The sequence below is a fragment of the Saccharothrix sp. ST-888 genome, assembly GCF_000955975.1.
Lineage (GTDB): Bacteria > Actinomycetota > Actinomycetes > Streptomycetales > Streptomycetaceae > Kitasatospora.
This window is the reverse complement of record NZ_JYJF01000001.1, coordinates 67,548-92,909: the sequence shown is the minus strand read 5'-3', so window position 1 is coordinate 92,909 and position 25,362 is coordinate 67,548. Positions and strand designations below refer to the sequence as shown.

At 74.4% G+C, this 25,362-nt stretch carries 22 protein-coding genes; 15 read left to right on the top strand and 7 right to left on the bottom strand.

What is annotated here, in order from left to right; all coding sequences use genetic code 11:
- Positions 1-49: 49 nt before the first annotated feature.
- Together UK12_RS00395 and UK12_RS00390 are read right to left on the bottom strand one after the other, a co-directional pair.
- Positions 50-433, bottom strand: coding sequence for a MerR family transcriptional regulator (locus tag UK12_RS00395; RefSeq protein ID WP_045298137.1), 384 nt, complete (start codon positions 431-433; stop codon positions 50-52).
- 50 nt (positions 434-483) lie between these two features.
- A complete protein-coding gene (locus tag UK12_RS00390; protein WP_045298135.1) occupies positions 484-1,260 on the bottom strand; it encodes an alpha/beta fold hydrolase in 777 nt (258 codons plus the stop codon).
- Positions 1,261-1,510: 250 nt separating this feature from the next.
- On the opposite strand from UK12_RS00390, the gene UK12_RS00385 reads away from it, so the two are divergent.
- Both UK12_RS00385 and UK12_RS00380 read left to right on the top strand, forming a co-directional pair.
- Positions 1,511-2,692 (top strand): sulfite oxidase, encoded by a 1,182-nt coding sequence (locus tag UK12_RS00385; protein WP_052681276.1) that lies wholly within the window; start codon positions 1,511-1,513, stop codon positions 2,690-2,692.
- 249 nt (positions 2,693-2,941) lie between these two features.
- Entirely contained in the window at positions 2,942-6,958 is a 4,017-nt protein-coding gene (locus tag UK12_RS00380) for a Pls/PosA family non-ribosomal peptide synthetase (RefSeq protein WP_063838184.1), read from the top strand.
- Positions 6,959-7,044: 86 nt separating this feature from the next.
- Here the strand turns inward: UK12_RS00380 and UK12_RS00375 are convergent, their stop codons facing one another.
- The 5 genes from UK12_RS00375 to UK12_RS44260 all read right to left on the bottom strand — a co-directional run bounded on the left by UK12_RS00375 (position 7,045) and on the right by UK12_RS44260 (position 11,092).
- The gene (locus UK12_RS00375; protein ID WP_063838189.1) at positions 7,045-7,662 is read right to left on the bottom strand and encodes a TetR/AcrR family transcriptional regulator; all 618 of its coding nucleotides are present in this window, start codon (positions 7,660-7,662) and stop codon (positions 7,045-7,047) included.
- Between the two features lie 86 nt (positions 7,663-7,748).
- Positions 7,749-8,666, bottom strand: a complete 918-nt coding sequence (locus UK12_RS00370) for an acyl-CoA thioesterase (protein WP_082119163.1) — start codon at positions 8,664-8,666, stop codon at positions 7,749-7,751.
- A gap of 139 nt (positions 8,667-8,805) precedes the next feature.
- Complete coding sequence (locus UK12_RS00365; protein WP_231590974.1) at positions 8,806-10,065, bottom strand: MBL fold metallo-hydrolase; 1,260 nt, start codon at positions 10,063-10,065, stop codon at positions 8,806-8,808.
- A 364-nt stretch (positions 10,066-10,429) separates the two neighbouring features.
- On the bottom strand, positions 10,430-10,885 hold the full coding sequence (locus UK12_RS00360) for a MaoC family dehydratase (RefSeq protein ID WP_045298133.1): 456 nt from the start codon (positions 10,883-10,885) through the stop codon (positions 10,430-10,432).
- Positions 10,886-10,963: 78 nt separating this feature from the next.
- On the bottom strand, positions 10,964-11,092 hold the full coding sequence (locus UK12_RS44260; protein WP_269431980.1) for a hypothetical protein: 129 nt from the start codon (positions 11,090-11,092) through the stop codon (positions 10,964-10,966).
- 340 nt (positions 11,093-11,432) lie between these two features.
- Between UK12_RS44260 and UK12_RS00355 the strand changes: the two genes are divergently transcribed.
- The 13 genes from UK12_RS00355 (at position 11,433) to UK12_RS36220 (ending at position 25,148) form a co-directional block, all read left to right on the top strand.
- Positions 11,433-12,269 (top strand): hypothetical protein, encoded by an 837-nt coding sequence (locus UK12_RS00355; RefSeq protein WP_045298131.1) that lies wholly within the window; start codon positions 11,433-11,435, stop codon positions 12,267-12,269.
- Positions 12,270-12,453: 184 nt separating this feature from the next.
- Positions 12,454-13,026, top strand: coding sequence for a hypothetical protein (locus UK12_RS00350; protein ID WP_156178469.1), 573 nt, complete (start codon positions 12,454-12,456; stop codon positions 13,024-13,026).
- A gap of 218 nt (positions 13,027-13,244) precedes the next feature.
- Positions 13,245-13,979, top strand: coding sequence for a hypothetical protein (locus tag UK12_RS00345; protein ID WP_156178468.1), 735 nt, complete (start codon positions 13,245-13,247; stop codon positions 13,977-13,979).
- A gap of 56 nt (positions 13,980-14,035) precedes the next feature.
- Complete coding sequence (locus UK12_RS00340) at positions 14,036-14,845, top strand: SAF domain-containing protein (protein WP_063838183.1); 810 nt, start codon at positions 14,036-14,038, stop codon at positions 14,843-14,845.
- A complete protein-coding gene (locus UK12_RS00335) occupies positions 14,845-15,927 on the top strand; it encodes a hypothetical protein (protein ID WP_063838182.1) in 1,083 nt (360 codons plus the stop codon). Before UK12_RS00340 ends, UK12_RS00335 begins: the two co-directional genes overlap by 1 nt.
- A complete protein-coding gene (locus tag UK12_RS00330; RefSeq protein WP_082119162.1) occupies positions 15,917-17,476 on the top strand; it encodes a CpaF family protein in 1,560 nt (519 codons plus the stop codon). The genes UK12_RS00335 and UK12_RS00330 overlap by 11 nt, the downstream gene beginning before the upstream one ends.
- Positions 17,476-18,423 (top strand): type II secretion system F family protein, encoded by a 948-nt coding sequence (locus UK12_RS00325; RefSeq protein WP_045298128.1) that lies wholly within the window; start codon positions 17,476-17,478, stop codon positions 18,421-18,423. Before UK12_RS00330 ends, UK12_RS00325 begins: the two co-directional genes overlap by 1 nt.
- Positions 18,420-19,304 carry a hypothetical protein gene (locus UK12_RS00320; protein WP_045298126.1) on the top strand — a complete coding sequence of 295 codons (885 nt, stop codon included), beginning with the start codon at positions 18,420-18,422 and terminating at the stop codon, positions 19,302-19,304. Before UK12_RS00325 ends, UK12_RS00320 begins: the two co-directional genes overlap by 4 nt.
- A 32-nt stretch (positions 19,305-19,336) precedes the next feature.
- Entirely contained in the window at positions 19,337-19,609 is a 273-nt protein-coding gene (locus tag UK12_RS39295; RefSeq protein ID WP_052681266.1) for a hypothetical protein, read from the top strand.
- 170 nt (positions 19,610-19,779) lie between these two features.
- Positions 19,780-20,142 carry a TadE/TadG family type IV pilus assembly protein gene (locus UK12_RS39290; protein WP_052681263.1) on the top strand — a complete coding sequence of 121 codons (363 nt, stop codon included), beginning with the start codon at positions 19,780-19,782 and terminating at the stop codon, positions 20,140-20,142.
- Positions 20,139-20,567, top strand: coding sequence for a TadE family protein (locus tag UK12_RS39285; RefSeq protein WP_045298125.1), 429 nt, complete (start codon positions 20,139-20,141; stop codon positions 20,565-20,567). Before UK12_RS39290 ends, UK12_RS39285 begins: the two co-directional genes overlap by 4 nt.
- A gap of 61 nt (positions 20,568-20,628) precedes the next feature.
- Positions 20,629-21,093 carry a hypothetical protein gene (locus UK12_RS00300; protein WP_045298123.1) on the top strand — a complete coding sequence of 155 codons (465 nt, stop codon included), beginning with the start codon at positions 20,629-20,631 and terminating at the stop codon, positions 21,091-21,093.
- Positions 21,093-25,148: a LysM peptidoglycan-binding domain-containing protein gene (locus tag UK12_RS36220; protein WP_052681253.1), complete on the top strand. Its 4,056-nt coding sequence runs from the start codon at positions 21,093-21,095 to the stop codon at positions 25,146-25,148. Before UK12_RS00300 ends, UK12_RS36220 begins: the two co-directional genes overlap by 1 nt.
- The last annotated feature ends 214 nt before the right edge of the window (positions 25,149-25,362 follow it).

Below are 25,362 nucleotides of genomic sequence, written 5' to 3'. Positions count from 1 at the left end.
CCGCAGGCCGTGGGCCGGATGCGGCCGGGAAGGTCCGGGCGGAGAACCGTCAGGCTGCGTACGGGACGGTGGCCGGGGCGGCGGCCAGGCGGGCCGTCGCCAGGTACGCGGCCAGCGCGTCGCGGCTCCGGGTGAGGGTGTCGATCCGGCCGTCCAGGTCGGCCAGTTCGGCGCGCAGGGTCGCCAGCAGGTCGGGGCAGGCCTCCAGGGCGGGCAGCGGGCCGGTGGCGCACGGGAGGATCTCGGCGATCACCCTGGTGGAGAGGCCGGCCGCCAGCAGGCCGCGGATCTGACGGACCCGCACCTGGGCGTTCGCGCCGTACTCCCGGTACCCGCCGGAGGTGCGCTCCGAGTGGAGCAGGCCCTGCTGCTCGTAGTACCGCAGCAGGCGGGTGGAGACGTCGGTCAGCCTGGCGAGTTCCCCGATGCGCATATACGGGCCAACGCGGCCGTGCGGCCGGTTGTTCCGGGTGAACGGCGAGGTCACCGGTGCTGCTCGGCGAGGAAGTCCCGGACGGCGGCCAGCAGCTCGGGGCCGCGTTCGACGGCGACCAGGTGGCCGGAGGCGAGTTCGAGCAGCCGGGCGCCGGGGATGCCCTCTACGAAGATCCGGTGCTGGGCCGGGACGGACAGGGTGTCCTCGGTGGTGCTGACCACCAGGGTCGGCACGGCGATCTCGGCCAGGTCGCCGGTGACGTCCACGGTGCGGACCAGCTCGAACTGCCGGTGCAGGCCGGGCGGAGTGCTCGCGACCATCACCTCGGCCAGCAGGGCGAGTTCACCCGCCGAGTGCCGGTCGATCCACTCCGCGCTGAAGGCGAACGGGATGTTGAACCTGGCCCGCAGGGCCGGGCTGAGCCGCTCCGCCTCCAGCAGCGAGTCGACCAGCAGCCGCATGTGCGAACCGGTCCTGGCGACCCCGGCTATCAGCACCAGCGAGCGCACCCGCTCGGGGTGCCGGACCGCGGCCCGGACCGAGACGGCCGAGCCGAGCGAGAAGCCGACCAGGTCGAACGTCTCGTGCCCCTCCTCGACGGCCGCCTCGACCAGCCGGTCCGCCAGGTCGTCCAGGGTGAGCGGGCCGGGATCGAGCGGAGTGCCGCCGGAGCCCGGATAGTCCGGTGCCACCACGGAGTAGTGCTCGGAGAGCGGTCCGATCAGCGCACCCCAGTTCGCCTCGGCGCCGCCGCCCGCGCCGTGCGCGAGGAGGAGGCCGGGGCCGGAGCCCTTGGTGATCCGGGAGAGCGGGCGGGACGTCATGGTGTGCTCCTCGATGGGTCGTCGGGTGTGCCGGCCGGGACTGCCGGTACGCGATGCCGTCACTGAGGACGGTAGAGGTTGACACCCGTGTCAAGGTCAAGCCGTCCGCTGTCGGAGTCCTTCGGATCCGCCCTATCATCCGGGGCATGACAGGGCGGCGCGAGCCCCCAGCCACCCTCCGGGTGCTCGTGATTGCGCGCCGTCTCCCATCCGAGGTTCCGTCCCACCCCGACCGGAATGGATGCGACCGATGAATGCGTTCGAGTACGACCGTGAGCAGCGAGCGGCGCAGGCCGCCTCCGGCAGTGGACTCCCCTCCGGCGGTGTGGAGTTGTCCGCCCCGGTGGCCGGGATCGTCAAACCGCTGCCGCCCGAGTGGTTCGTCCGGCACGAGACCAACGCCGAGATGCGCTGGGACACCCTGCGCGAGAGCTGTACCGGCTTCCACGTCCCCACCGAGCGGTTCTTCGTCCGCAACCACACCGGCACCCCGGTGATCGACCCGGACACCTGGCGGCTCACCGTCACCGGTGACGGACTGCGCGGACCCGCCGTCGAGTTCGGCCTCGCGGAGCTCAGGCGGCTGCCGGCCACCTCGCTCAGCTCCGCCGTCGAGTGCGCGGGCAACGGCCGCAGCTTCTTCGCCGCCCAGCAGCGGCACAGCGTCCCCGGCACCCCCTGGACGCTCGGCGGCATCGGGGTCGCGAGCTGGCGCGGCGTGCGGCTGGCCGAGGTGCTGCGGCTGGCCGGACTGCGCCCCGAGGCGGTGGACGTGATGCCGGTCGGGCTCGACCCCGACTACGTCACCTCCGACGGCCGGAACCTGGGCCACGTCCGCCGCCCGCTGCCGATCGGCAAGGCGCTGGACGACGTCCTGCTGGCGTACGAGATGAACGGCGAGCCGCTGACCCCCGATCACGGCGCGCCGCTGCGGCTGGTGGTGCCGGGCTGGGTCGGGATCGCCTGGATCAAGTGGGTCGGCACCATCGAGGTCGCCGCCGGGCCGCTCCACTCACCCTGGAACACCGAGTTCTACCGGATGTTCGGCCCCGACTACCCGCAGCAGGGCGGTGCGCCGCTCGCCGGGCAGGTGGTGAAGAGCGCCTTCGAGCTCGCCCGGGGCGCCGCGCTCGCCGCGGGGGAGTGCCACCGGCTGCACGGCCGCTCCTGGTCCGGTGCGGGGACGATCCGTCAAGTCGAGGTGAGCACGGACGGTGGTCGCGGCTGGCGCCGCGCGCAGCTGCTGGACCGGCCGGATGCCGGCACCTGGACCCGTTGGAGCTTCGACTGGCGGCCCGAACACCCGGGCCCGTACACGCTGGTGGCGCGCGCCGGCGACCAGGAGGGAAACACTCAGCCCCGCCGCTCCCGCAACAACCGCGAGGGCTATCTGTTCGACGCCCTGGTGCTGCACCCCGTGATCGTTGTCTAGACCATGTGCGGTGACCTGCCCGTCACTCCTGGTAGGGTGCCGGGCTGACGCGTTCTCAATCTGTGAGCAGTCCTTAACGTCGATGAGACTTTGATGAACAGGGGCCTTTTGTGCGCGGATCGCCGGAGAACTGCGTCTAGCCTCGGCTGTGGGGGCAATCGACCGTATACGGTCCGTAGCCGCCTTCGAAGAACCCGCAGTCCACGAGACCGATAGAGCAGGTTGATGGAATCACGTGAAGTAGCGGACTTGAGTCTGCCGCCGCTCGGGACCACACCCGGGTCGGCGGGCGGGGCGCTGTGGCCGGTGAACCCGGCCGCCCCCGCACGGACCCTGATCGACGTGATCGAGGCCGCCGTCCAGGCGCACCCGGATGCCCCCGCGCTGGACGCGGGAGCCGCGGTACTCGACTACCGGACGCTGCTGGAGCAGGTCGACGCGCTCACCGGACGCCTCGCGTCCCTCGGCATCGGCCGAGGAGACCGGGTCGGTGTGCGCGTCCCCTCCGGGACGGCCGACCTCTACGTCGCGATCCTCGCGACGCTGCGCACCGGCGCGGCCTACGTACCCGTCGACGCCGACGACCCCGACGAGCGGGCCGCGATGGTGTGGGCGGACGCCGGAGTCTGCGCGGTGCTGGGCGCGGGGCTGGTCATCGCGACCGACTCCTGCAGACCCTCCGGCGGCCGACCCGGCGCGCCGGCCCCGGACGACGACGCCTGGATCATATTCACCTCCGGAACCACCGGACGCCCCAAGGGTGTTGCGGTCAGCCACCGCTCGGCGGCGGCGTTCGTCGACGCCGAGGCCCGGCTGTTCCTGCGCGGCCGTCCGCTGGCCCCCGGCGACCGGGTGCTCGCCGGGCTCTCGGTCGCCTTCGACGCCTCCTGCGAGGAGATGTGGCTCGCCTGGCGGCACGCCGCCTGCCTGGTCCCCGCCCCGCGCTCGCTGGTGCGGGCCGGCGCCGACCTCGGGCCGTGGCTGGTCGAGCGGCGGATCACGGTGGTCTCCACCGTGCCCACCCTGGTCGCGCTCTGGCCGACCGAGTACCTGGAGCAGGTCCGGCTGCTGATCCTCGGCGGCGAGGCGTGCCCCGAGGAGCTGGTCGGCCGACTGGCCGCCCCGCACCGCGAGTTGTGGAACACCTACGGCCCGACCGAGACCACGGTGGTCGCCTGCGCCGCGCTGATGACGCCGGGTGAACCGGTACGGATCGGCGCACCGCTGGACGGCTGGGAGCTCGCGGTCGTCGACGAGCAGGGCAAGCCGGTCGCCTGGAACGAGACCGGTGAGCTGCTGATCGGCGGCGTCGGCACCGCGCGCTACCTGGACCGGGCCAAGGACGCCGAGAAGTTCGTCAGCAGCCCGTACCTGCAGAGCACCCGCGTCTACCGCAGCGGCGACCTGGTCCGGGCCGATCCCGAGGGACTGGTCTTCGTCGGCCGGGCCGACGAGCAGGTCAAGCTCTCCGGGCGCCGGATCGAACTCGGCGAGGTCGACGCCGCCCTGCAGGCGCTGCCGGGCGTCCGCGCCGCCGCCGCGGCGGTCCGCAGTACTCCGGCCGGCGGCCAGGTGCTGGTCGGCTACCTGGTTCCCGACGGCGGCCCCGGCACGCCGTTCGACACCGCCGCCGCCCGGCTGGCGCTGCTCGACCGGCTGCCCCAGTCACTGGTCCCGCTGCTCGCCCTGGTGGACGACCTGCCGACCAAGACCTCCGGCAAGGTCGACCGCAACGCCCTGCCCTGGCCGCTGGCCGACCTCGCCCCGACGGCGCCCACCGGCCCCGCCCTGACCGGCACCGCCGGCTGGCTCGCCGGGAGGTGGCAGGACCTGCTGGGTCTGCCGGTGGCCGGCGACAGCGACTTCTTCTCGCTCGGCGGGACCAGCATCGCGGCCGCCAAGCTGGTCTCGGTGCTGCGCACCCGTCACCCCGGCGTCTCCGTCGCCGACGTCTACGCCCACCCCACCCTGCTCGCCCAGGCCGCCAGGCTCGACGAACTCGGCGGCCCGCTCGGCGGGACGCGCCTGGTGCGGCCCACCCCCAGGCGGGCGGGCGTGGTGCAACTGGCCTTCCTCACCCTGCTGTTCACCGTCAGCGGCCTGCGCTGGGTGCTGGCCCTGGCCGCGCTCGACAACCTGGCCGTGCTCGGCAACCTGACCGGACGGACGCTGGCCTGGGCCCCGTACACGCCGTGGTGGCTGATCGTCGCCGGTTGGCTGGTGCTGTACAGCGCGGCCGGGCGGCTGGTGATCGGGGCGGGCGCGGCCCGGCTGCTCACCGCAGGGCTGCGGCCGGGCAGTTACCCCCGGGGCGGCTCGGTCCACCTCAGGCTCTGGGCCGCCGAACGTGCGGTGGCCTCCTTCAACGTCGCCTCGGTGATCGGCACCCCCTGGGCCCGCCGCTACGCGCGGATCCTCGGATGCCAGGTCGGCGAGGACGTGCACCTGCACGCGATGCCGCCGGTGACCGGACTCGCCCGGTTCGGCGACGGCTCCAGCATCGAGCCGGAGGTCGACCTGGCCGGCTGGTGGCTGGACGGCGACGTGCTGCACCTGGGCAGTGTCGAGATCGGCACCGGCGCCCGGGTCGGCACCCGCAGCACCCTGATGCCCGGCGCCCGGGTGGGCGACTGGGCGGACGTCGCCGCCGGCAGCTGCGTCCTCGACGAGGTCGCCGCAGGTCAGCAGTGGCACGGCTCACCGGCCCGCCCGACGGCGGAGATGGGCCCGGCGGGCACCGGCTGGCCACTGCCCCGGCACCGCCGCTCCCGGCTCTGGAACGCCGCGTACGGGGTGGGGCTGCTCGGCTTCGGGCTGATGCCGCTGCTCGCCGCACTGCCCGCGCTGGTCATCCTGCTCTCGCTGCTCGACCAGGACCGCACCCTGGCCACCGCGATGGTCCAGCTGCTGATCGCGACGCCACTGGCGGTGCTGCTCTCGATGGTCTGCTACGCGCTGCTGCTGGTGGGCACGGTCCGGCTGTGCAGCCTGGCGATCAAGCCGGGACACCACCCGTCGCTCGGCCGGGTGGCCTGGTGCGTCTGGGTCGTCACCCGGCTGATGGACACCGCCCGCAGGTCGCTGTTCCCCCTCTACGCCAGTCTGTTCACCCCGGTCTGGCTCCGGCTGCTCGGCGCCCGGATCGGCCGGCGGGTGGAGGCCTCCACGGTGCTGGCCCTGCCCGGCCTGATGCGGGTGGACGACGGGGCGTTCCTCGCCGACGACACCCTGGTGGCGCCGTTCGAGGTGCGCGGCGGCTGGCTGCGGCTCGGGACCTCGCAGGTCGGCCGACGCAGCTTCGTCGGCAACTCCGGCATCGTCGGACCGGGCCGCACGCTTCCCGACAACTCCCTGGTCGGGGTGCTCTCCGACGCACCCCCGCAGGCCGAGGCCGGGTCCTCATGGCTGGGACGTCCCGGCTTCTCGCTGCCCCGGGTGGCCCGTACCGACGACCCCGGCCACACCTACGACCCACCCCGGCGGCTGGTCGTCGCCCGCGGGGCGGTGGAGCTGTGCCGGTTCGTGCCGGTGCTGCTGGTCGCCCTCCTCGGCGACCTGGCCTTCGGGGCGCTCCAGGAGCTGATCGACCATGACGGCCGGGCCGCGGCCGCCGCGTGCGCCGGGCTCATCCTGATGGGAGCCGGGCTGGCCGCGCTGATCACCACGACGGTGGCGAAGTGGGTGCTGGTCGGCCGCTTCAAGGCCGGTGAACACCCGCTCTGGTCCCACTTCGTGTGGCGCAACGAGCTGTACGACACCTTCGTCGAGGAGCTGGCGATGCCCTGGCTCGGCCAGGCCATCATCGGCACGCCGTTCCTCAACGTCTGGCTCCGCTCGCTCGGCACCCGGGTCGGACGCGGGGTGTGGTGCGAGACGCACTGGCTGCCGGAGACCGACCTGATCGCCATCGAGGCCGGTGCGAGCATCAACCGCGGGACGGTGCTGCAGACGCACCTGTTCCACGACCGGGTGATGCGGCTGGACACCGTGCACATCGGCGCGGGAGCCAGCACGGGCCCGCACTCCATCACCCTGCCCGGCTCGAACCTCGGTACCGGGGTGTCGGTGGGGGCCGCGTCGCTGGTGATGAGCGGCGAGTCGGTGCCGGACGGCACCCGCTGGCTCGGCAACCCGGTCGCGGCCTGGCCGGAGCCGGCGGCCGCGGGCGGCGCCTCCCGGCTGGTCGGCAGCGGCCCGGGCCGGGGCCGGTCACGCTCCCGGGGCCGACGGGGCACCGGGCGGCGGCAGGTGGGCAGCGGCGTCTGACGGTACGGCACCGGTTGCCGACGGCGGGTGGGGCTTCGGGCCCCGCCCGCCGTTCTGCCGGGCACACCGTGCGGGGTTCCGTACCGTCAGAGCGCTTCGTACGGCGTGAGCACCAGGCGGACCACGTCCTCCAGGCGGCGCCGGGCGTCGTCCAGCGTGGTGCGACCCGTCACCCAGGCGGTCAGTTCGCCCTGCCAGGCGTGGCCGACGATGTGCCGGACCACGTCGCCCGCACCGGGCGGGACCTGGGCCATCACCGCGTTCAGCGCGGCGTCGTCGGCCCGGACCAGACTCTGCAGCGCCTCGCTCGCGAACGGGTCGGTGGAGGCCGCGACCGAGACCCGCAGCCGGGCGAGCTGCGGCTGCCGCTGGTAGGCCCGCATCCCGTGCCGGACGAACCGCACCACCCGGTCGGTGCCGGTGGGCCCGCCGCGCGGGCCGCGCAGGTCCGCCACCAGGTCGGCCAGCAGCAGGCGGTGCCAGTCGGCGATCGCGGCGGCCAGCAAATGATCCTTGGAGGAGAAGTACCGGTACGCGGTTCCGAGCGCGACCCCTGAGCGCTCGGAGACCTGCTTCATCTGCAGGCGTTCGACCCCGGTCTCGTTCACCAGCGCGAGGGCGGCCGAGAGCAGATTCTGGCGGCGTTCGAGCTGACGGGGCGACATCGCCTCGATCGGGCGTGGTGACAGGTCAACCTTGGTCACCCGCACCATGATACGGGGCGGCCACCCGGGAGCGAACGACGCCTGATCAGCGCACCGCCCGCGCGAGCCCGGCCGCCGGCACCGGCCTACGGCTGTGCGGGGCGCGGCTGGTACTCGCGGACCAGGGCCTCCTGCACCGCGGAGGCGACCAGTTCGCCGTCCCGGTTGTAGAACTCACCGAGGGTCAGACCGCGCCCGTCGGAGGCGGACGGGCTGCGCTGTGCGAACAGCAGCCAGTCGTCCGCGCGGAACGGACGGTGGAACCACATCGCGTGGTCCAGCGAGGCCAGCATGACCCGGGTCGGCTCGGAGCGCTGCATCCGGGGCTTCTGGACGTGCAGCGCGGCGGTCGAGGCGAGCGTCAGGTCGGAGAGATAGGTGAGCGCGCAGACCTGGACCAGCGGATCGTCGGCCGGCAGCGGGGTGCCCGCCCGGAGCCAGACGAACTGCTGTGGCACACCCGGGAGTTCCGTCGGCACACCGGGTGCATCGGCCGGGACGAAGCGCATGTCGAGGGCGCGGAAGCCGCTGCTGCGGGCGTAGTCCTCCGGGGCCTTCGCGGCCCAGAGCGGGAACGGGTCCGGCAGCTCCTCGGGCCCCGGCACCGGAGGCATGGTGCGCTGCCGGGTCCCGGCCTCCTCGGGCAGTTTGAAGGAGGCGGAGAGGGTGAAGATCGCCTCGTCCCGCTGTACCGCGGTCACCCGCCGGGTGGCGTAGGAGAATCCGTCGCGGACCCGGTCCACCTCGTACTCGATCGGGCGCTGCGGGTCGCCGGGCCGCAGGAAGTAGCCGTGCAGGGAGTGCACCGTCCGGGCGGGGTCCACCGTCCGCCCGGCGGCGGTGAGGGCCTGCGCCGCCACCTGGCCGCCGAAGGTCCGGGTGGGCGCCCCGGCATGGCAGCTGCCCCGGAACAGGTTCTTGTCCAGCTGCTCGATCCGGAGCAGCTCGATGAACGAACCCACGGTGCCGCGGTCCGGGGCTTCCTGGCTGATGGCGTCGGTCACCTGCCCATACTGGCAGACGAGGGCCGTTCGACGGTGTGACCTGGGTTACCCGTAGTCTCATTTCAGGTGATGGAACGGGTTTCAGAAATGTCGGATGGTCGGTGTCCGGCCCCGGCGGCCCGGGGCGGGCACCCGGTGGTCAGACGGCGACCTCGTCGTCCTCGGCCGAGCGTCCGGTGACCGGGGTGTCGAGGTCCGGCACCAGCAGTTCGGCTCCCCTGGGCATCACCGCGACCGCGCGCCACCAGAGTTGGAGGGCGGGTGCCTCGGCGGGCTCGAACGGCCGGCCGGGGACGGGCACGGCGAGCCGGGCGCCGAGCGCGTGGGCGGCCGCGACCGTGCGTTCGGCGGGTTCCTCCCAGGGGTGCGGGGCGAGGTTGAAGGTGCACCAGTGGATCGGGAGCATCAGCGCTCCGCCCAGGTCGAGGTGGGCCCGGACGCCCTCCTCCGGCGTCATGTGCACCTCGGGCCAGAAGTCGCTGTAGGCGCCGATCTGCACCATGGTCGCGTCGAACGGACCGAGCTTGCCGCCGATCTCGGCGAAGCCGGGGAAGTAGCCGGTGTCCCCGCTGTGGAAGACCCGGTGCTCGGGCCCGGCCACCGCCCAGGACGCCCAGAGCAGGTGCGGGCTGCTCTTCGGCCCCCGGCTGCAGTAGTGCCGGGCGGGTGCGGCGGTCAGCGTGAGCCCCGCCACCTCGGCCGACTCCCACCAGTCCAGTTCGACGATCCGGTCGGCCGGCACTCCCCAGTGCTCCAGGTGCGCGCCGACGCCGAGCGGGACGGCGAAGACCGCGGGGGAGCGGGTCAGCGCCCGGACGGTCGCCATGTCGAGATGGTCGTAGTGGTCGTGCGAGATCACCACCACGTCCACCGGCCCCAGCCGGGCCAGTGGGACGGGGACCGGGTGCAGCCGCCTGGGCCCGGTCCAGGCGAACGGGGAGCAGCGCTCGCCCCAGACCGGGTCGAACAGCACCCGGCGGCCGTCCAGCTCGGCCAGCACGGTGGCGTGGCCCAGCCAGGTCAGCCGCAGCCCGGAGGCGGGCGGCTCGGCCAGTTCGACCGGCCGCAGCCGGTGCAGCGGGACGGCGGCGGCCGGGACCCGGCGCGGCCGGTTGGCGGTCAGCTGGGAGTGGGTGAGCTCCAGCGGTGAGCGGTCGTAGACCAGCCGGCGGGTCGGTACGGGGTTCTGGAAGGCGCCGTCCGCGAAGTTCGGCGAGGCGAGGACCCGGGCCAGCCGGTCGCCGGCCGGCTCCGCGCCGAACGCGTCGGCGCGGACCTTGCGCCAGGTGTGGCGCGGCAGGTCGCGGAGCGGTGGGAGGCCGGGGCCGAGGCCGGTGGCGGTGCCGAGCTGCGTGGTCAGAGTGGTGAACCGGGAGATCCAGGAGACGGAGCTGGGCACAGCACCTCCATGGGCACACAGCAACGCGCGCACGCAGCGGCACGGACGCGCGGGACAACGCGTACGAGCGGGTAGCGGACCCGCCGCCGTACGACATGCATCTGACCGGACCTTACCGTTCCGGCGGCCGTCGAACCCGGTGAACGGGGTACCGAGCACGCCGTTCGGTGGACCGTGCGCGGTTGTGGGCGTACGCGCCGACTGCCGTCGTCGGGCGGGCGTGAGCGCCTGCGGCGGCGGTGGCCGCCGCAGGCGCCCCCGGGGTGCACCGGGACGCGTGGGCCGGGCGTGCGGTGGGGCGGCGCGCGGGGTGGGTCGGGGCGCGTGGTCGGTCGGGTCGTGCGCCCGGCGTGCGGGCTCGGGCTCAGACCGCGTAGAAGCGGGTGATGGTCTCGGCCACGCAGTGCGGCTTGGGGCTGGTCTCGCTGCCGATGGTGAAGCGGACCACCGCCTGGACGCCACCGGTGACCTCGGTGGCCGAGAGCAGCTCGGCCGTGGCCCGGACCGCCGTGCCGACCGGCAGCGGGGCGGGGAAACGGACCTTCTCCGAGCCGTAGTTGAGGGCCATCCGAACGCCCTCGACGCCGTAGCACTCCTTGGCCAGGACCGGGATCAGCGAGAGGGTCAGATAGCCGTGCGCGATGGTGCCGCCGAAGGGGCTGTCCTTGGCGCGCTCGGGGTCGACGTGGATCCACTGGTGGTCGCCGGTCGCCTCCGCGAACAGGTTCACCCGGTCCTGGTCGATGATGTGCCACTCGCTGGTGCCGAGTTCGGTGCCGACGGCTGCGGTCAGGTCGGCGAGCGAGGCGAAGGTCGTCACAACGTGCTCCTGAGGGGGTGCTGCTGGCTGGACTCCGATTCCGCAGAGTATGCCTACTCGGGAGTCACCTGTCAGGAGTCACGTGCCCGGCGGGCTCCAGGGGCCGGCCGGGGCGGAGATCCCGACGGCTCGTCCGGTGGGGAGCGGCAGCCGGCCGCTGGGCAGCTCGGGAGTGATCAGCACGAACAGCTGCTCCTGGCCGGTCACCCAGGGGCGCGGACCGGCGCGCAGCAGGTGCTCGTGCAGGCCGGGGGCGCGGACCGGCTCGGCACGCGGTGGTCACGGTCCATGGCACCGATCGTGCCGCCCCCGCCGCCCTCCCCATCGGGCCCATGGTCCCTGAGCTGCGTCGATTCTCGGCCGTAAACGGCGGTAGCGGCCCGTGCGGCCGATGACACCGGTTCGCGGGCGCCGCGGCGGTAGCTTGTCGGCGGTAGGCCGGTAGTCCGCGGTCGTCGCGGGGCAGATCGACACCGATGGGTCGCGGCGACGGCGGGCGGGTGAGCCGGGTGCGCAGGTCGGCGTTGTGGGGGAGGGGGCGGTGCGGATGGGCGGCGGCATCGAACTAGTGGTGATCGGTGCGGACGGCGGGCCCGACCGCGCCCACGGCGGCTCCGCGCGGGCGGCCCAGGGGGCGGGGCTGCTCGCCGAGGTGCTGCCCGGACGCTGTTTCGACACCGGCACCAAGGGCTGTCGGGTGACCCTGGTGCCGCCGGACGCGGACGCCAACGCCATGCTCACCGCCCTGCGGTCGGCGGCCCAGAGACCCTCGCGCTGGCTGGTGGTCTGCCTGCTCGGCCAGCTGGTGGTCGATCCGCGCGGCCGGCGGCTGGCGCTGGTCGCCGGTGGCAGCACCTCCGACAACGCGTACCGGCGCGGGCTGGCCTGGGACTGGGTGGTCAGCACCATGGTCCACGGCGAGGCCGAGGACACCCTGCTGCTGGTGGACGCGGTCGCGGACCGGGAGGCGTGGGCCGCGCTGGAGCGCGGTGGGGAGGACGGCGCGGGCGAACTGCTCGCGCACTCGCGGGTGCCGCTGTGGGGGCGGGTCGGGCGGTTCGCCACCGGGCGGCGCGGGCGGGACACCGTCCTCCCCGGCGGGGAGGGCTCGTTCGCGTGGGCACTGGCGCGGGTGCTGGAGCACGGCGTACCGGGAGCGCCCGCGGCCGTCGGGCCGGCGGAGCTCCAGCCCGCGGTGGAGGCCGAGTTGGGTCCGGGCGCGGGGGCGGCCGGTGCCCGACTGCTCGTTCCCGGCCAGAACGGACGGCTGTTGATGCGCAATCGGGCCGCCGTGCGGGGTGCATTGGCCGGATTGTCGCTTTCCGAGGAACTGTTGGCGGTTCTGTGGCGAGAAAGTGCCCCAACGGATCCGCCTTCCGCGTAAGGTCAGGGGGCCCGAGGTGTTGCCGGGAAGGGGCGGGTGGCGAAGAATCGATGCCCGGAGCGGCACTGCGGGACGGCGGAAATCTTCTGGCGGCCATGGCAACGGATGGGGTCGGCCGCGATGAGGTGGGGCGATGCGGCAGCGCGGAAATGTGTTGCGCCCTGGGGCGGTTGGGATCAGTGGCGTGGTTCTGCTGACGGTACTCACCGCGTGCAGCGGTGAGGGATCGGCGGGTTCCACGGACCGGCTCGCCAGCCCTGGGGCCAGTGTTGCGACCGTGGCTCCGGTGACTCCTTCGGGTGGTTCGGGAACGGAGTCGATCGCGCCGACCGAAGGGCCCGAAGGAGCGGTCGGCCGGGTGGTCCTGAGGACGTATCAGAGCTGGTGGGACGCCAAGGTGGATGCTTTCGGACGACTCGATTCGGACGGGGCTCAACTCAGTGCGTACTCGGGTGGCCAGGCGCTCAGCGACTCGATGGCAAGTCTGCATCAGCTACACGAGGCCAAAATGGTGATGGTCGGTCTGCCGCGAACTTCTCCCCGGGTGAGTCAGGTCGATCTGAAAGCCAATCCGCAGACCGCAGTGGTGGAAGACTGCCTGGACGTGTCCGAATGGCACCAGGCCGACGCTGCGAGCGGTGCGACGAAAGATCCGCAGCAACGCCTGTCCCGCTATCTGGCGGTGACCAAGCTGCGAAAGTCCGGTAACAGCTGGCTCATTGTGGAAGTCACTCGTGAGGTGGGACGGACATGCTGAGGCCCCTTTGGCGTCTTCTCGTTGCCGCGGTTCTCTCTTTAGGGCTTGCGGCAGCGCTCAACCCAGTCGCGACGGCCGACCCGTCCGGTGACCCCAGCGGTGGTGTTGCCGGATGCAAGAACCTGTACATCTGTGTCGTCGTCACCGAACCCGGCGGGGGGACGCCGGGTGGTGGCGGCGGTACCGGGGGCGGGAGCACCGGGGGTGGTGGCGGCGGGGTGCAGATGTGCAGTTGGAACGGGCAGCAGTGGCCCTGCTGGGACGACGATCTCGGGTGGTTCAGCTCCTCGGACGGGTGCTACTACCACCGGATGAACCAGCAGCCGCCCGCCGGCGCCAAGGAGTGGGGCGGCCACGACCCGTCCGAGGGGGCGGTGTACGAGGTCAACTGCCGGGGGATCGACGGGCAGTTGACGCCGAAGGACCCGATGTTCTTCGCGCAGCCCCCCGGCGGGGAGCCTCCGCCGGACCGGCCGTACGACCTGGGGCTGAAGGCGCTGAAGACGATCCGGCTGGCCGCGCCCGTGCTGCACGCCGCCCCGACCGGTACCGCAGTGGTCGGCGTCCCGGTGTGGCTCTGGTACGACCGGGACGCCGCCACCACGGGCCCGCTGAGTGCCACCGCCACGGGACGGCAGATCAGCGTCACCGCCACCGTCACGCTGGCCGGTGTGCACTGGGACACCGGTGACGGCGCGGGCGTGGACTGCACCTCGCCCGGCACCCCCTACCACGCCGACGCCGGGGGCTCGCCCTCGCCCGACTGCGGCCACCTCTACACGACCGGCTCGGCCAGGCAGCGGGACGGCAGGTACTACCTGACCGCCACCCTGAACTGGAAGGTCACGGCGGTGGTCAGCGGGACGGGCGAGAAGGTGTTCGCCTTCGACTTCCCGGTCACCAGCGACCAGCCGCTCCCGCTGCGGGTCGGCGAGGTCCAGGTCCTCAACTGACCGTCGGCACCCGACCGCGCCCCACAGACAGTCCCCGTACGAAAGGCCGTAGCCCGGTGGAGAACCGAACCTTCGCGTCGCCGAGCCCCGGCACCGCCACCCTCGTGCCCGAACCGGCTCGGGCGGTGCCGCGCACCCCGCCGCGCACCCTGCGGGCCCGGCGCCGCAGGCCGGCCGTGCTGGCCATGGCGGTGGCGCTGATCGCGGCAGGCGGACTCGGCGGCGCGGTGCTCTACAACAGCACCGGCCAGCGGATCGCCGTACTGGCGCTGGCCCGTGACGTCCCGATGGGACAGGCGCTGACCGCCGACGACGTGGTGGTCGCCCGGATCGCCGGGGACCCGGCGCTGCGCCCGCTGGACGCCAGGGACCGGGACCGCACCATCGGGCTGCGTGCCACCACCGACCTGCGCCGGGGCGCGCTGCTGGGCAAGGCCGACGTCACCGCGGACCCGGCGGTGGAGCCCGGTCAGCAGATCGTCGGCGTCGCGGCCAAACGCACCCAACTGCCCGCCACCAGGCTGCAACCCGGCCTGCGGGTGCTGATCGTCGCGACCCCGGACCAGAGCCAGGGCGGAACCACCCGGACGCCGGACACGATGGCCGCCACCGTGGTCACCGTCGGCCGGGTGGACTCGGACGGCGGTCAGGTGGTCGACGTCGCCGTGCCGCCCGCGGACGGGCCCCGGCTGGCGGCCTGGGTGTCCACCGGCAGGTTCCAGGTGATCCTGGCGCCGCGGACGGCCGGTGCCACCGCCCCCGGCCCGTCCGGCGCCGGGTCCGGCACCCCGTCCTCCGGTGCCTCCAGCGCGCCCTCCAACGGGTCGTCACCGAGCCCGAGCGGCGCCGGCGGGGGTGGCAACTGATGGCCGTGGTCGCCGTCGTCGGCGGACCGGGCGCACCGGGCGCCACCACCGGCGCGCTCGCCCTGCTGCTGGCCTGGCCGCTCCAGCCCGGCCGCCGGATCCTGCTGGTCGAGTGCGACCCGGACGGCGGCGCCGTGCTGGCCGGCGCCCTGGAGGGCCGGGTCGAGGCCGTGTACGGGCTGCGCAACCTGGCCGTCGCCGACCGGCGCGGCCTGCTCGCCCAGAGCCTCTGGGAGCAGCTGATCGACCTCTCCCCGGCCGGCAACGGCGAGCGGCTGCTGCTCCCCGGACTGACCGACCCCGCGCAGGCGCCCGGCCTGGCGTACACCTGGGAACCGCTGGTCGAGACGCTCCACGCGCTCGAACCGCAGGGCTACGACGTCATCCTGGACCTCGGCCGCTCCGGTGCGGCCGGGGCCGGGGCGGTGCTCGCCCGCCGGGCCGACGTGGTCGCCGTCGCGCTGCGCAGCACGCTGCGCGGACTGAGCAGCGCCCGTCCCCGGCTGGCCGCGCTCCGCGAGGAGCTGGACAGCTCCGGCACCGGTGCGGACGCGCTGGGGCTGCTGCTGGTGGCCGAAGGCCCGTACCCGGCGGTCGAGGTGTCCCGGCAGTTCGCGCTGCCCGTGCTCGGGCTGCTCCCGTACGCCCCCCGCTTCGCGCGGGTGCTCTCCGACGGCGGTGACACCACCGACCGGCGGTTCGTCCGCTCGGAGCTGATGCGCACCGCCAGGTCGGCGGCCGACCAGATCCAGCTGCTCGTCCGGCGGCGCCGCCAGCGGCTCGCCCCGGCCCCGGCCCCGGCCCCGGCCCCGGCCCAGGACCCGGCCCCGCTCGGTCCGCCGGTGCACGCCGGCTGGTCGGCGCCGCCGGCCCAGCCCGGCGTGCCCTACCAGCAGCCCGTACAGCCGCCGATACCCGCCGGGGACACCGTCGCCGCGCCGCAGCCCGAGGTGCACCCGCTGGCCTACCCCGGTCCGGTGCCCGCCCCCGCGCCGTACGTGCCGCAGCCGCCAGCCCCCGCGCCGTTCCAGCCGCAGCCCCCGCAGCAGACGGCGTACGGGGAGGTGCTCCGTGCGCGGTAGCCCCCTGCACAAGGGCCCCGGCGGCACCGTGGACCCGGCCGAGCTGCCCTGGGCCACCGTCCAGCCGGCGGCGCCCGTGCGGCCGGCCGCCGTGCCCGGCGGCTCCTTCACCCCCGGACCGGTCCGCGGTACCGGCGTGCCCGCACTCCAGCCGGTCCCGGCCAAACCCGCGGTGGACCCGCAGGTCGCCCGCGAGCTCAAGCGCCAGGTCGCGGCCGAACTGCACCAGCAGCTCTCCCGGCTGGCCGACGGATCCGGCCTGGAGGCCGACCGGGCGACCCGGCGCCAGCGCGGCCGCGCGCTGATCGAGGAGGCGGTCGCCCGCTGGTCCGACGCGTACGCCCAGACCCACGGCATCCCGCCCACCAGGGACCAGGACCGGGTGCTCGCCGAGGCCGTCTACGACCTGCTGTTCCGGGCCGGGCGGCTCCAGCCCTACCTGGACGACCCCGAGATCGAGAACATCCTGATCAACGGCTGCGACGACGTCTGGGTCTCCCGGGTGCACCAACCGCTGCGCCAGGTACCGCCGGTGGCCGACACCGACGAGGAACTCGTCGAGCTGCTCCAGGACCTGGCCCGCCAGCACGGCGGCGGCGAGCGCAGCCTCTCCACCGCCAGTCCGACGCTCGCGTTGCGCCTGGAGGGCGGGATGCGCCTGCAGGCGATGACCGAGGTCACCCCCCGCCCGTACGTCGCGATCCGGCGCCACCGGGTCGCCTCGGCCACCCTCGCCGACCTGGTCCGACTCGGCACCGTGGACGCCACCCTGGCCGCCTTCCTGGCCTCGGCGATCCGGGCCAGGAAGAACGTGATGATCACCGGTACCCAGGGCGTGGGCAAGACCAGCCTGCTCCGCGCGATGGCCGCCGAGATCCCGCCGGACGAGCGGATCGGCACCCTGGAGTCGGAGTTCGAGCTCTGGCTGCACACCCTGGGCCACCTGCGCCAGGTGGTCCCGATGGAGGCCCGGGAGGGCAACGGCGAGCGCGTGGACGGCCGGATCGCGGGCGAGCTGACGATCGGTGAGCTGATCCCGGCCGCGCTGCGGATGACGCTGTCGCGGATCATCGTCGGCGAGGTCCGCTCCGGCGAGGTCGTCCCGATGCTGCGGGTGATGACCAACGGCGAGGGCGGTTCGATGTGCACCCTGCACGCGCGCGGCCCGCACATGGTGGTGGACCGGATCGCCGAACTCTGCCTGGAGTACGGCGCCCACATGACCGACAGCCTCGCCTACCGCCTGACCGCCAACGCCGTGGACCTGATCGTGCACGTCGCCATGGTCGACGAGACCGCCGTCGGCGGCCGCCGCCACCGCTTCGTCTCGCACGTCCTGGAGATCACCGGCCTCGGCGAGAACGGCCGGCCCGCGATGAACACCGTCTTCGGGCCGCGCCCTGAGCACGGCGAGCCCCGGGCCGTCCCGCACACCCCGCCGCAGTGCATCGACGACCTGCGCCGGGCCGGTTTCGACGCGGCGCTGCTCCAGAACCCGTACGGGAGTTGGGGCGCACCACTGTCGCTGCGGATCGGCGGCCTGCGGTGATGCTGCTCTTCGTACTCTGCGGCCTGCTGGTGGCGGGCGGCGCGGTCGCGCTGGTGGTCGGTCTGCTCGGCGGGCCGCTCGAGGAGCGCGACCGCAACCCGATGAGCGGGCGGCTGCACACCTTCTGGTACGGCGCGCCGGGCAGCCCGACGGCCCAGGTCGCCCGGCTGCGCCGGATCCAGACCGGCCTGGCGCTGGCTGGGGCGCCGACGGCCTGGCTGTTCACCGGAGTCCCGCTCACCGCCCTGCTGGTCCCGCTCGCCGTCTTCGGCCTGCCCTGGCTCTTCGACGCCACCCGCTCCGACACCCGCCGGATCGAGCGGCTGGAGGCGCTCTCCGAGTGGACCCAGCGCCTCGCCGACGTGCTGCTGCTCGGGGTCGGCCTCAACCAGGCGATCCTGACCAGCCGCCGTACCGCCCCGCCCGCCCTGGAGAGTGAGATCGCCGAGCTCGCCGCCCGGTTGCAGTCCCGCTGGCGCCCCGAGGACGCGCTGCGCGCCTTCGCGGACAGCCTCGCCGACGCCACCGCCGACAAGGTGCTGGCCGCGCTTCTGCTGCGCGCCGGGGACAGCGGTCCCGGGCTCGCCCGTGCGCTGGCCGACCTGGCCGAGTCGGTCCGCGAGGAGGTGCGCCAGCGCCGGGCGATCGAGGCCGACCGGGCCAAGCACCGCACCACCATCCGCTGGCTGGTGACCATCATCGTGAGCGTCCTGGCGGTCGGCTCGTTCAACCGCCACTACACCGCGCCGTACGGGACGTTCGTCGGCCAGGCGGTGCTCGGCGTGGTCTCCGCCGCCTTCGTCCTGGTGATCGCCTGGATGCGTTCGCTCGCCCGGCACACCCCGCCGCCCCGCCTGCTGGAGGCGGACCGGCGCAGCAAGGCGGGCCGACTGCCCGGCGCCGAACCGGAGGAGTCCCCCGACCCGTTGCTGAAGGAGGCGCGGTGATCTCGCCCTGGGCCGTGCTGGCCGGTGCCGTCGCGGCCGGCGGCATCGCGCTGCTGGCCGCCGAACTCCGCCCGTCCCCGCCGGACCTGGGCCAGGCCCTGGACCGGCTGCACCGGGTGCCGTCCGAGCAGGCGGTGGACGGCGAGGACCGGCAGTCCTGGTACGACCGGGTCGGCGAGCGCTCGCTCGGCCTGCCCGGCACCCGGATCCCGCGCCAGCAGCTGGCGTTGATCGGCCGCACCCCGGCCCGCTTCATGGCGCACAAGCTGCTCTTCGCGCTGATCGGCCTGCTGCTGCCCGGGTACCTGGCGGCGATGGCGCTGGTGGTCGGGTTCGGCCTGCCGGTGGCGGTGCCGCTGCTGCTCGGACCGGTGCTGGCGCTGCTCGGCTGGCTCGTGCCCGACGCGATCGTGGCCGGTGAGGCGAAGGAGGCCAGGACCGAGTACCTGCACGGGCTGGTCGCCTACCTCGAACTCGTCGCGCTGGAACGGGCCGCGGACTGCGGTCCGGCCGAGGCACTGCGGCGGGCGGCGGCGGTCGGCCGGGGCACCGTATTCCGCCGGATCCGGGACGCGCTGGAGCGCGCCGCCACCGACCGGCTGCCGCCCTGGGAGGGGCTGGACGCGCTCGCCGTCGAGCTCGGCCTCACCCCGATGCAGGACGTGGCCGACATCATGCGGATCTCGGGCACCGACGGTGCCGCCGTGTACGACACGCTGCGGGCCAGGGCGAAGAGCCTGCGGGGCGAACTGCTCGCGGAGGAGCTGGCCGGCGCCAACGCCGACAGCGAGCGGATGGTCGCTCCCGGTTCGGTGCTCACCCTGCTGATGACGGCGCTGATCGTCTTTCCCGCCCTCTACCAGATGCTCAATGTTGTCTAGCCGCCCGCCGCTTCGTCTGGAGACCAGTCACCATGAACCGAACCCGGAATCTGCTCGCAGCGCTGCTGCTGCCCCTGCTGCTGCCGGTGCAGCTCGCCATGTCCGTCTTCTTCCACTACCGGATGGGCCGGGTCCGCGCCGCCCGCGCGGCCGGGGACCGGGGTGCGATCACCATCGAACTGGCCCTGGCGGTGGTCGGGTTGGTGGTGGTCGCGGGGATCATCGTGGGAGTCCTCTACAGCCTGGCCGGCAAGGTCAAGAGCAAGGTGAACGACACCCCGATCGATGTGCCGAACCCGACGTGATCCGGCGTCCCGGCCGGGCCAGGCCGGGACGCACCCGGTCGGGACGCGTTCGGCCGGCCCGCACCTGGTCGGCCCGCACCTGGTCGGCCCGCACCTGGTCGGCCCGCACCTGGTCGGCCCGCACCTGGTCGGCCCGCAGCTGGTCGGGCCGGGGGTGCGACCGGGGGTCGATGACGCTCAGTCTGGCCATCGTCTTTCCGGCCGTGCTGTTGATGGTGGTGCTCGTGGTGCAGGCCGCGCTCTGGTGGTACGCGAGCCAGGCCGCGCTCACCGCCGCCCGGGAGGGCACCGACGCGGGCCGGATCAGGGGCGGCACGCCGCAGCGGGCCGTCCAGCGGGCCTCGGACTTCCTGGACCGGCAGGGCAGCCTGGCCGAGCGGGTGGAGGTCGTCCCCGGCGGGGACGCGCAGATGTTCAGCCTGCGCGTCTCCGTTCGGGCGCAGAGTCTGCTGCCCGGGATGTCGGGGATGACGATCGTCCGCCAGGTGACCGCCCCGCGCGAGAAGTTCGTCCCGCAGGGCGGTCGGCCGTGAGCCGGGCGGCGGACCGGGGAAGCGTCGCGGTCGAGGCCGCCCTGATCATCCCGGTGGTGGTGCTCTTCGTGATGATCGCCGTGGTGGCGGGGCGTATTCAGACCACCGGCGGGGTAGTGGATGCGGCAGCACGGTCCGGCGCCAGGGCGGCCTCGCTCGCCCGGAGCCCGGAAGGCGCACGGCAGGCAGCGCAGGACGCGGCGCAGGAGGTGTTCCGGGACCAGCGGGTGCCGTGCAGCGACGCCTCGGTCGCCCCGGTCGAGTACGGCACCATCAACAGTCCGACCGGCCAGCTCACCACCGTCAGCGTGACGGTGAGCTGCAAGGTCGCACTGGACTACCTGGCGGTGGGGGGAGTACCGGGGAGCAGGACCATGACCGGCCGGTTCACCTCGGTGATCGACCGGTACCGGGGAACCGGATGACCGGGCGCTGAGCGGAAGTACGCAGCATCGGGTTCAACCACCTGGTGGGGGAGGGGAATTGATGCCACGCCTGAACGGACGTGGGAGGAACGCGGTACCGGACGCCGGAGCGGTCTCCACCTTTGTGGCGATCTGCGCCGCCGGACTGGTCGTGGTGGTCGGCATAGTGCTCGACTGCGGCGGGCGGCTGCGCGCGATCGAGAACACCGACGCCCGCGCCCAGGAGGCCGCCCGGGTGGTCGGCCAGCAGCTCGACGAGGCGGCGGTGCTGCGCGGCGACGGCTACTCGGTGATCGGCGCCCGCCAGCACGACCTCGACGTGGCCACCCGCGCCGCCGACGCCTACCTCGACCAGTACCACCTGAGCGCCGACGTCAGCTTCAAGGACGACCACACCGTCCAGGTGAGCATCGACACCTCGTACCGCACCGCGCTGCTCGGCGCGATCAACGTCAACACCCTCCCGGTGCACGGCCAAGGCACGGCCACCCTGGTGCACGGAGTCACGGAAGCGGAGAACGGCTGATGGCCGCGCCACGAGCCAGGCACCACGCCCACGGCACCCGTACGGACGCGCCCGCCCACGGCGGCGGCGCCCCGGGCTCGCCCGGACCGGATCGGCGGCGGCCGGTGCCGCTGCGCCCGAACAGCCCTGGGCGGACCGCCGGTTCGGTGGCCTCCGCGCTCGGCGCGCTGATCGCGCTGGCCGCGCTGCTGGTCGGCCTCCCGGCGCTGCTGCTCTACGGCACCCTCGCGGTCCTGGGCATGGGCGACCCGGCGACCGGCGGGTTCGTCGCGATGCTCACCGGACCCGACGACGGACGGCTCTTCCTCTGGGTGCTGGTCGCGGTCGGCTGGATCGCCTGGCTCTGCTTCGCACTGTCCGTCCTGCTGGAGATCCCGGCCCAGTTGCGCGGCCGGATCGCCCGCCGGATCCCGGCCTTCGGCTGGAGTCAGCGGATCGCCGCCGGACTGGTCGGCTCGGTCCTCGCCATCCTGCCCGTCGCCGGCGGCGCCTTCGCGGCCACCCCCGAGAAGGCCCATGCGGCGGTCGCCCCGGCCCAGTTGACCGCCCGCGCGCTGCCCGCCGCGCTGCCCGCCGCGCCGGTGGCCCCGACCCTCGCCCCGGCGGCCGACCAGCACCCGACCTACACGGTCAGGGACGCCCGCCCGGCGGACAGCCTCTGGTCCATCGCCGAACGCCAACTCGGCTCCGGTGAGCGGTGGGTGGAGATCGCCAAGCTCAACACCGGCCGCACGATGGACGATTCGGGTACCCGGTTCGACGCCGACCGGGCCATCCAGCCCGGCTGGAACCTGCTCATGCCCGGCGACGCCAAGGCGGACGGGACGGCGACGGGCACACCCCCCGAGACGCCCCGGGGCAGCGGCGCCGGCTCCACGGCCACGCCTGCGGGCGGGCAGCACGCCAACGTCACGGTGCACGCGGGCGACACGCTCTCGGCCATCGCCGAGCGGGAGCTCGGCTCCGCCGAGGGCTGGCCCAAGCTCTTCGAGGCCAACAAGGGCGTGAGCACACCCGACGGGGAGCGGCTGACCGACCCGGACGTGCTGGCTCCCGGCATGGTCCTCGCCATCCCCGGCGCCCAGCCCCCGGCCCCGGCCCCGGCAACCCCCGCCCCCGGGACGGCCGGTACGACCAGCACGACCGGTACGACGCAGTCGGCCCCGGCCCCGAGCACGCCCGGGTCCGGCTCGGCCCCGACGCCCGGACCGACCTCGGGCCACGGCCCGGCCGTGCCGCCGTCCAGCGCCGGGCCCTCGGCGCCGCCCGAGCACAAGTCGCCCACCGCCAAGCCGAGTTCGACCACCAAGGCGGCGGTCCCCAGCGACGACTACAGCGTCGCGCTCGCCACCTCCACCGTCGGAGTGCTGCTCGCAGCGGTGCTGATCGGAACCGTGGGCCGCCGCCGGGGCGACCAGCAGCGGGCCCGCCGCCCCCGGCACCGCATCGCCCTCCCGGCCGGCCCCGCCGCCGACTTCGAGGCCGAACTGAAGGTGCGCCAGAGCGACACCGGCCTGGACCTGCTGAACCGGGCGCTGCGCACCCTGGCCCGCAACACCGTCCGGACCGGCAAGCGCCTGCCCGCCCTGGTCGCCGTCCGGGTCACCGCAGGGCGTACCGTCGAGCTCCATCTCGCCGGGCCCTGCGCTCCGATCGCACCCTTCCGGGCCGCCCACGCACCGAACGTCTGGTGGTGCCCCGAGGACTCGCCGGAACTGCTGTCCGCCACACAGGCGGCCAAGACCTCGGCGCCGTACCCGGCCCTGGTCACCCTGGGCACCGCGCCCGACGGGGCCGTGGTGCTCGCCGACCTGGAGACCGTACGGCTGATGCACCTGTCCGGGCACCCGGACGACGCACGGGACGTCCTGCGCACGCTGGCGGTCGAGCTGGCGCACAGCCCGTTGGCCGACCGGCTGCACCTGCACCTGATCGGGCTCGCCGAGGACCTGCCGCTCACCGGCCCGGCGGTGGAGCGCGTCCACCGGTACGACAGTCTGGAGGCGGCGATCGCGGCGCTCGGCCCGCGCACGGCCAAGGCCAGGGCCACCCTGGTCGCCGCCGAGGCGGCCAGCCCCCGGGACGCCCGCAGCCGGGGGCACGCGGACGAGTCCTGGGTGCCCGAGATCGTGCTCTCCGCGCAGCCGCCCGGCGGGAGCCTGCCCGCCGAGCTGGGCCGCCTGCTGGACGGCACCCCGCGCACCTGCCTCGCCGTGGTCACCCGGGCACCCGAACGCGGCACCGGCCCGGTCGCCCGCTGGACCCTGCCCAGCAGCGGGACCGCCACCATCCCCGGCCTGCACCTGACCGTCGAACTCCAGAAGCTCGGCCCGGAGCAGTACGACCACATCGGTGAACTGCTGCGGGTCGCCTGTGACAGCACCCAGTACCCCGCGCCCGACTGGACCCTCGACGGCCCGGGCGGCGACCTCGACGCGGCGGAGATCCCGCTGCCGCCCGTGCCGGTGCTGGCCACCGTCGGGGCACCCTCCGGCGCGGCACTGGCGCTGCCGGTGGACCTGGCCGGGGCGCAGCTGGTCACCCGGATGATCGGGACCGGTGCCAGCCCGTTCGCGGGCACCGACCCGACGGTGACACCGGCCCCGCGCCTCGCCGGGGCTTCGGCTGGCGGGCCCGGTGCCGCTGCGGGGGCTGCCGCCTGGGCTTCGGCTGTCGGGGATTCGGCTGGCGGGCCCGGTGCTGCCGGATCAGCCACCGCGCCCGAGGCCCGCGACGACGGCCGGGTGGCCCCGGCCGCGCCGGTGCGACCGTCCGCCCGGCACAGCGCCAACGGGATCGGCCTGCACAGCAACGGTTCGGTGCCCGGCTCGCCTCCGCTGCCTGCCGGGGCCGCCGGTGCCGCTGCGTCCACCGTGCCGGCCGTGCGTCCTGTGCGTCCTGTGCGTCCCGCGATTCCGCCCGTCCCGCCCGTCCCGCTCGTCCCGCTCGTCCCGCCTGTCCCGCTCGTCCCGCCCGTGCGGCCCGGGGCCGACGTGCCGTCAGTGCCGGCCGCCGAGCCTGTGCCTCCGGCGCCCCCGGCGTCCCCCGCCGCCCCGGTGGCACCCCCCGAGCCCGTGCCGATGCACGACCCGGCGCCCCCGGCGGACGCCTTCGGCGGTCCGGCCGACCAGGCACGCCCGGCACCGGTCACCCCGGTCCACCCGGTGGCGCCGGTGAACCCCGTGCCCTCGGCGTCCGGTTCCACTCGCAGCGACAGTGACGACCTGCTGGCGATCCTGCGTTCCCCGGAGGCGCACGCGACCCGTACCGCTCCCCGGATCCGCCTGCTCGGACCGGTGGACGTCCTGGGTGCGGCCGGTCCCGCCGAACCGTCGGCCATCCCCCGGCTGACCGAGCTGGCCGCCCTGCTCGCGCTCCGGCCGGGCGTCGAACACGGCGCGCTCGACCGGGCCCTGCACCCGGGCGCCGCGCACCTGGCGGCCGAACAGCCGGGCTCCGAACCGGACGGCTCAGGGACCGCGGCGGACCGCCCCGGCACCCCGCTGCCCGCCAAACTCGCCGAACTGGCGGGCTGGTTCGGCAGCTCCACCGACGGCCGGGCCTTCCTGCACCCGGACACGCCGGACGGCTACGCCTTCGCCCCGACCGTGACCTGTGACTGGGACGAGTTCCGCAGCCTCTACCGGCGCGGCATGCGCAGCACCAGCAGCACCGCCGACGCCGCGCTCGCGCATGCCCTCGCCCTGGTCCGCGGCGCCCCGTTCGCCGAGGCCCCGACCACCGCCTACGCCTGGGCCGAGGCCGAACGCCAGGACATGCTCGCCGCGATCGTCGACACCGCCCACGAACTCGCCGCCCGCCGCCTCCAGTACGGCGACCACCGCAGCGCCGAGGCCGCCATCTTCCGCGGCCTCGCCGTCGCCCCGGACATCGAACTCCTGCACCGCGACCTCTTCTACACCTACGCCTCGGCCGGTGCCCGCGACCAACTGGTCCGAGCCGTCAACCGACTGGACGCCCTCAGCCGCCGAACCGGCCGAGATCTGGACGCCGACACGGTCGCCCTGCTCCGCGACCTGCTCGCCGGGAGCTGACCGGCCCGGTCGGACTCGGCGACTGTGATAGCCGGTGGCCGTGCTCGGTTCCGAGTCCAGGGGACAGGTCAGGCCGGTGGCGTGTCCCAGCACGTGACCGACCGTGATCCCGTCCCCCGGCACGATGGCCGCCTCGACGATGACCTGAACCGCCATGAGGCCAATCCTCCCGCCCCGGCGGCCAACCGCAATGTCCACGCGTCGGCGTACACCC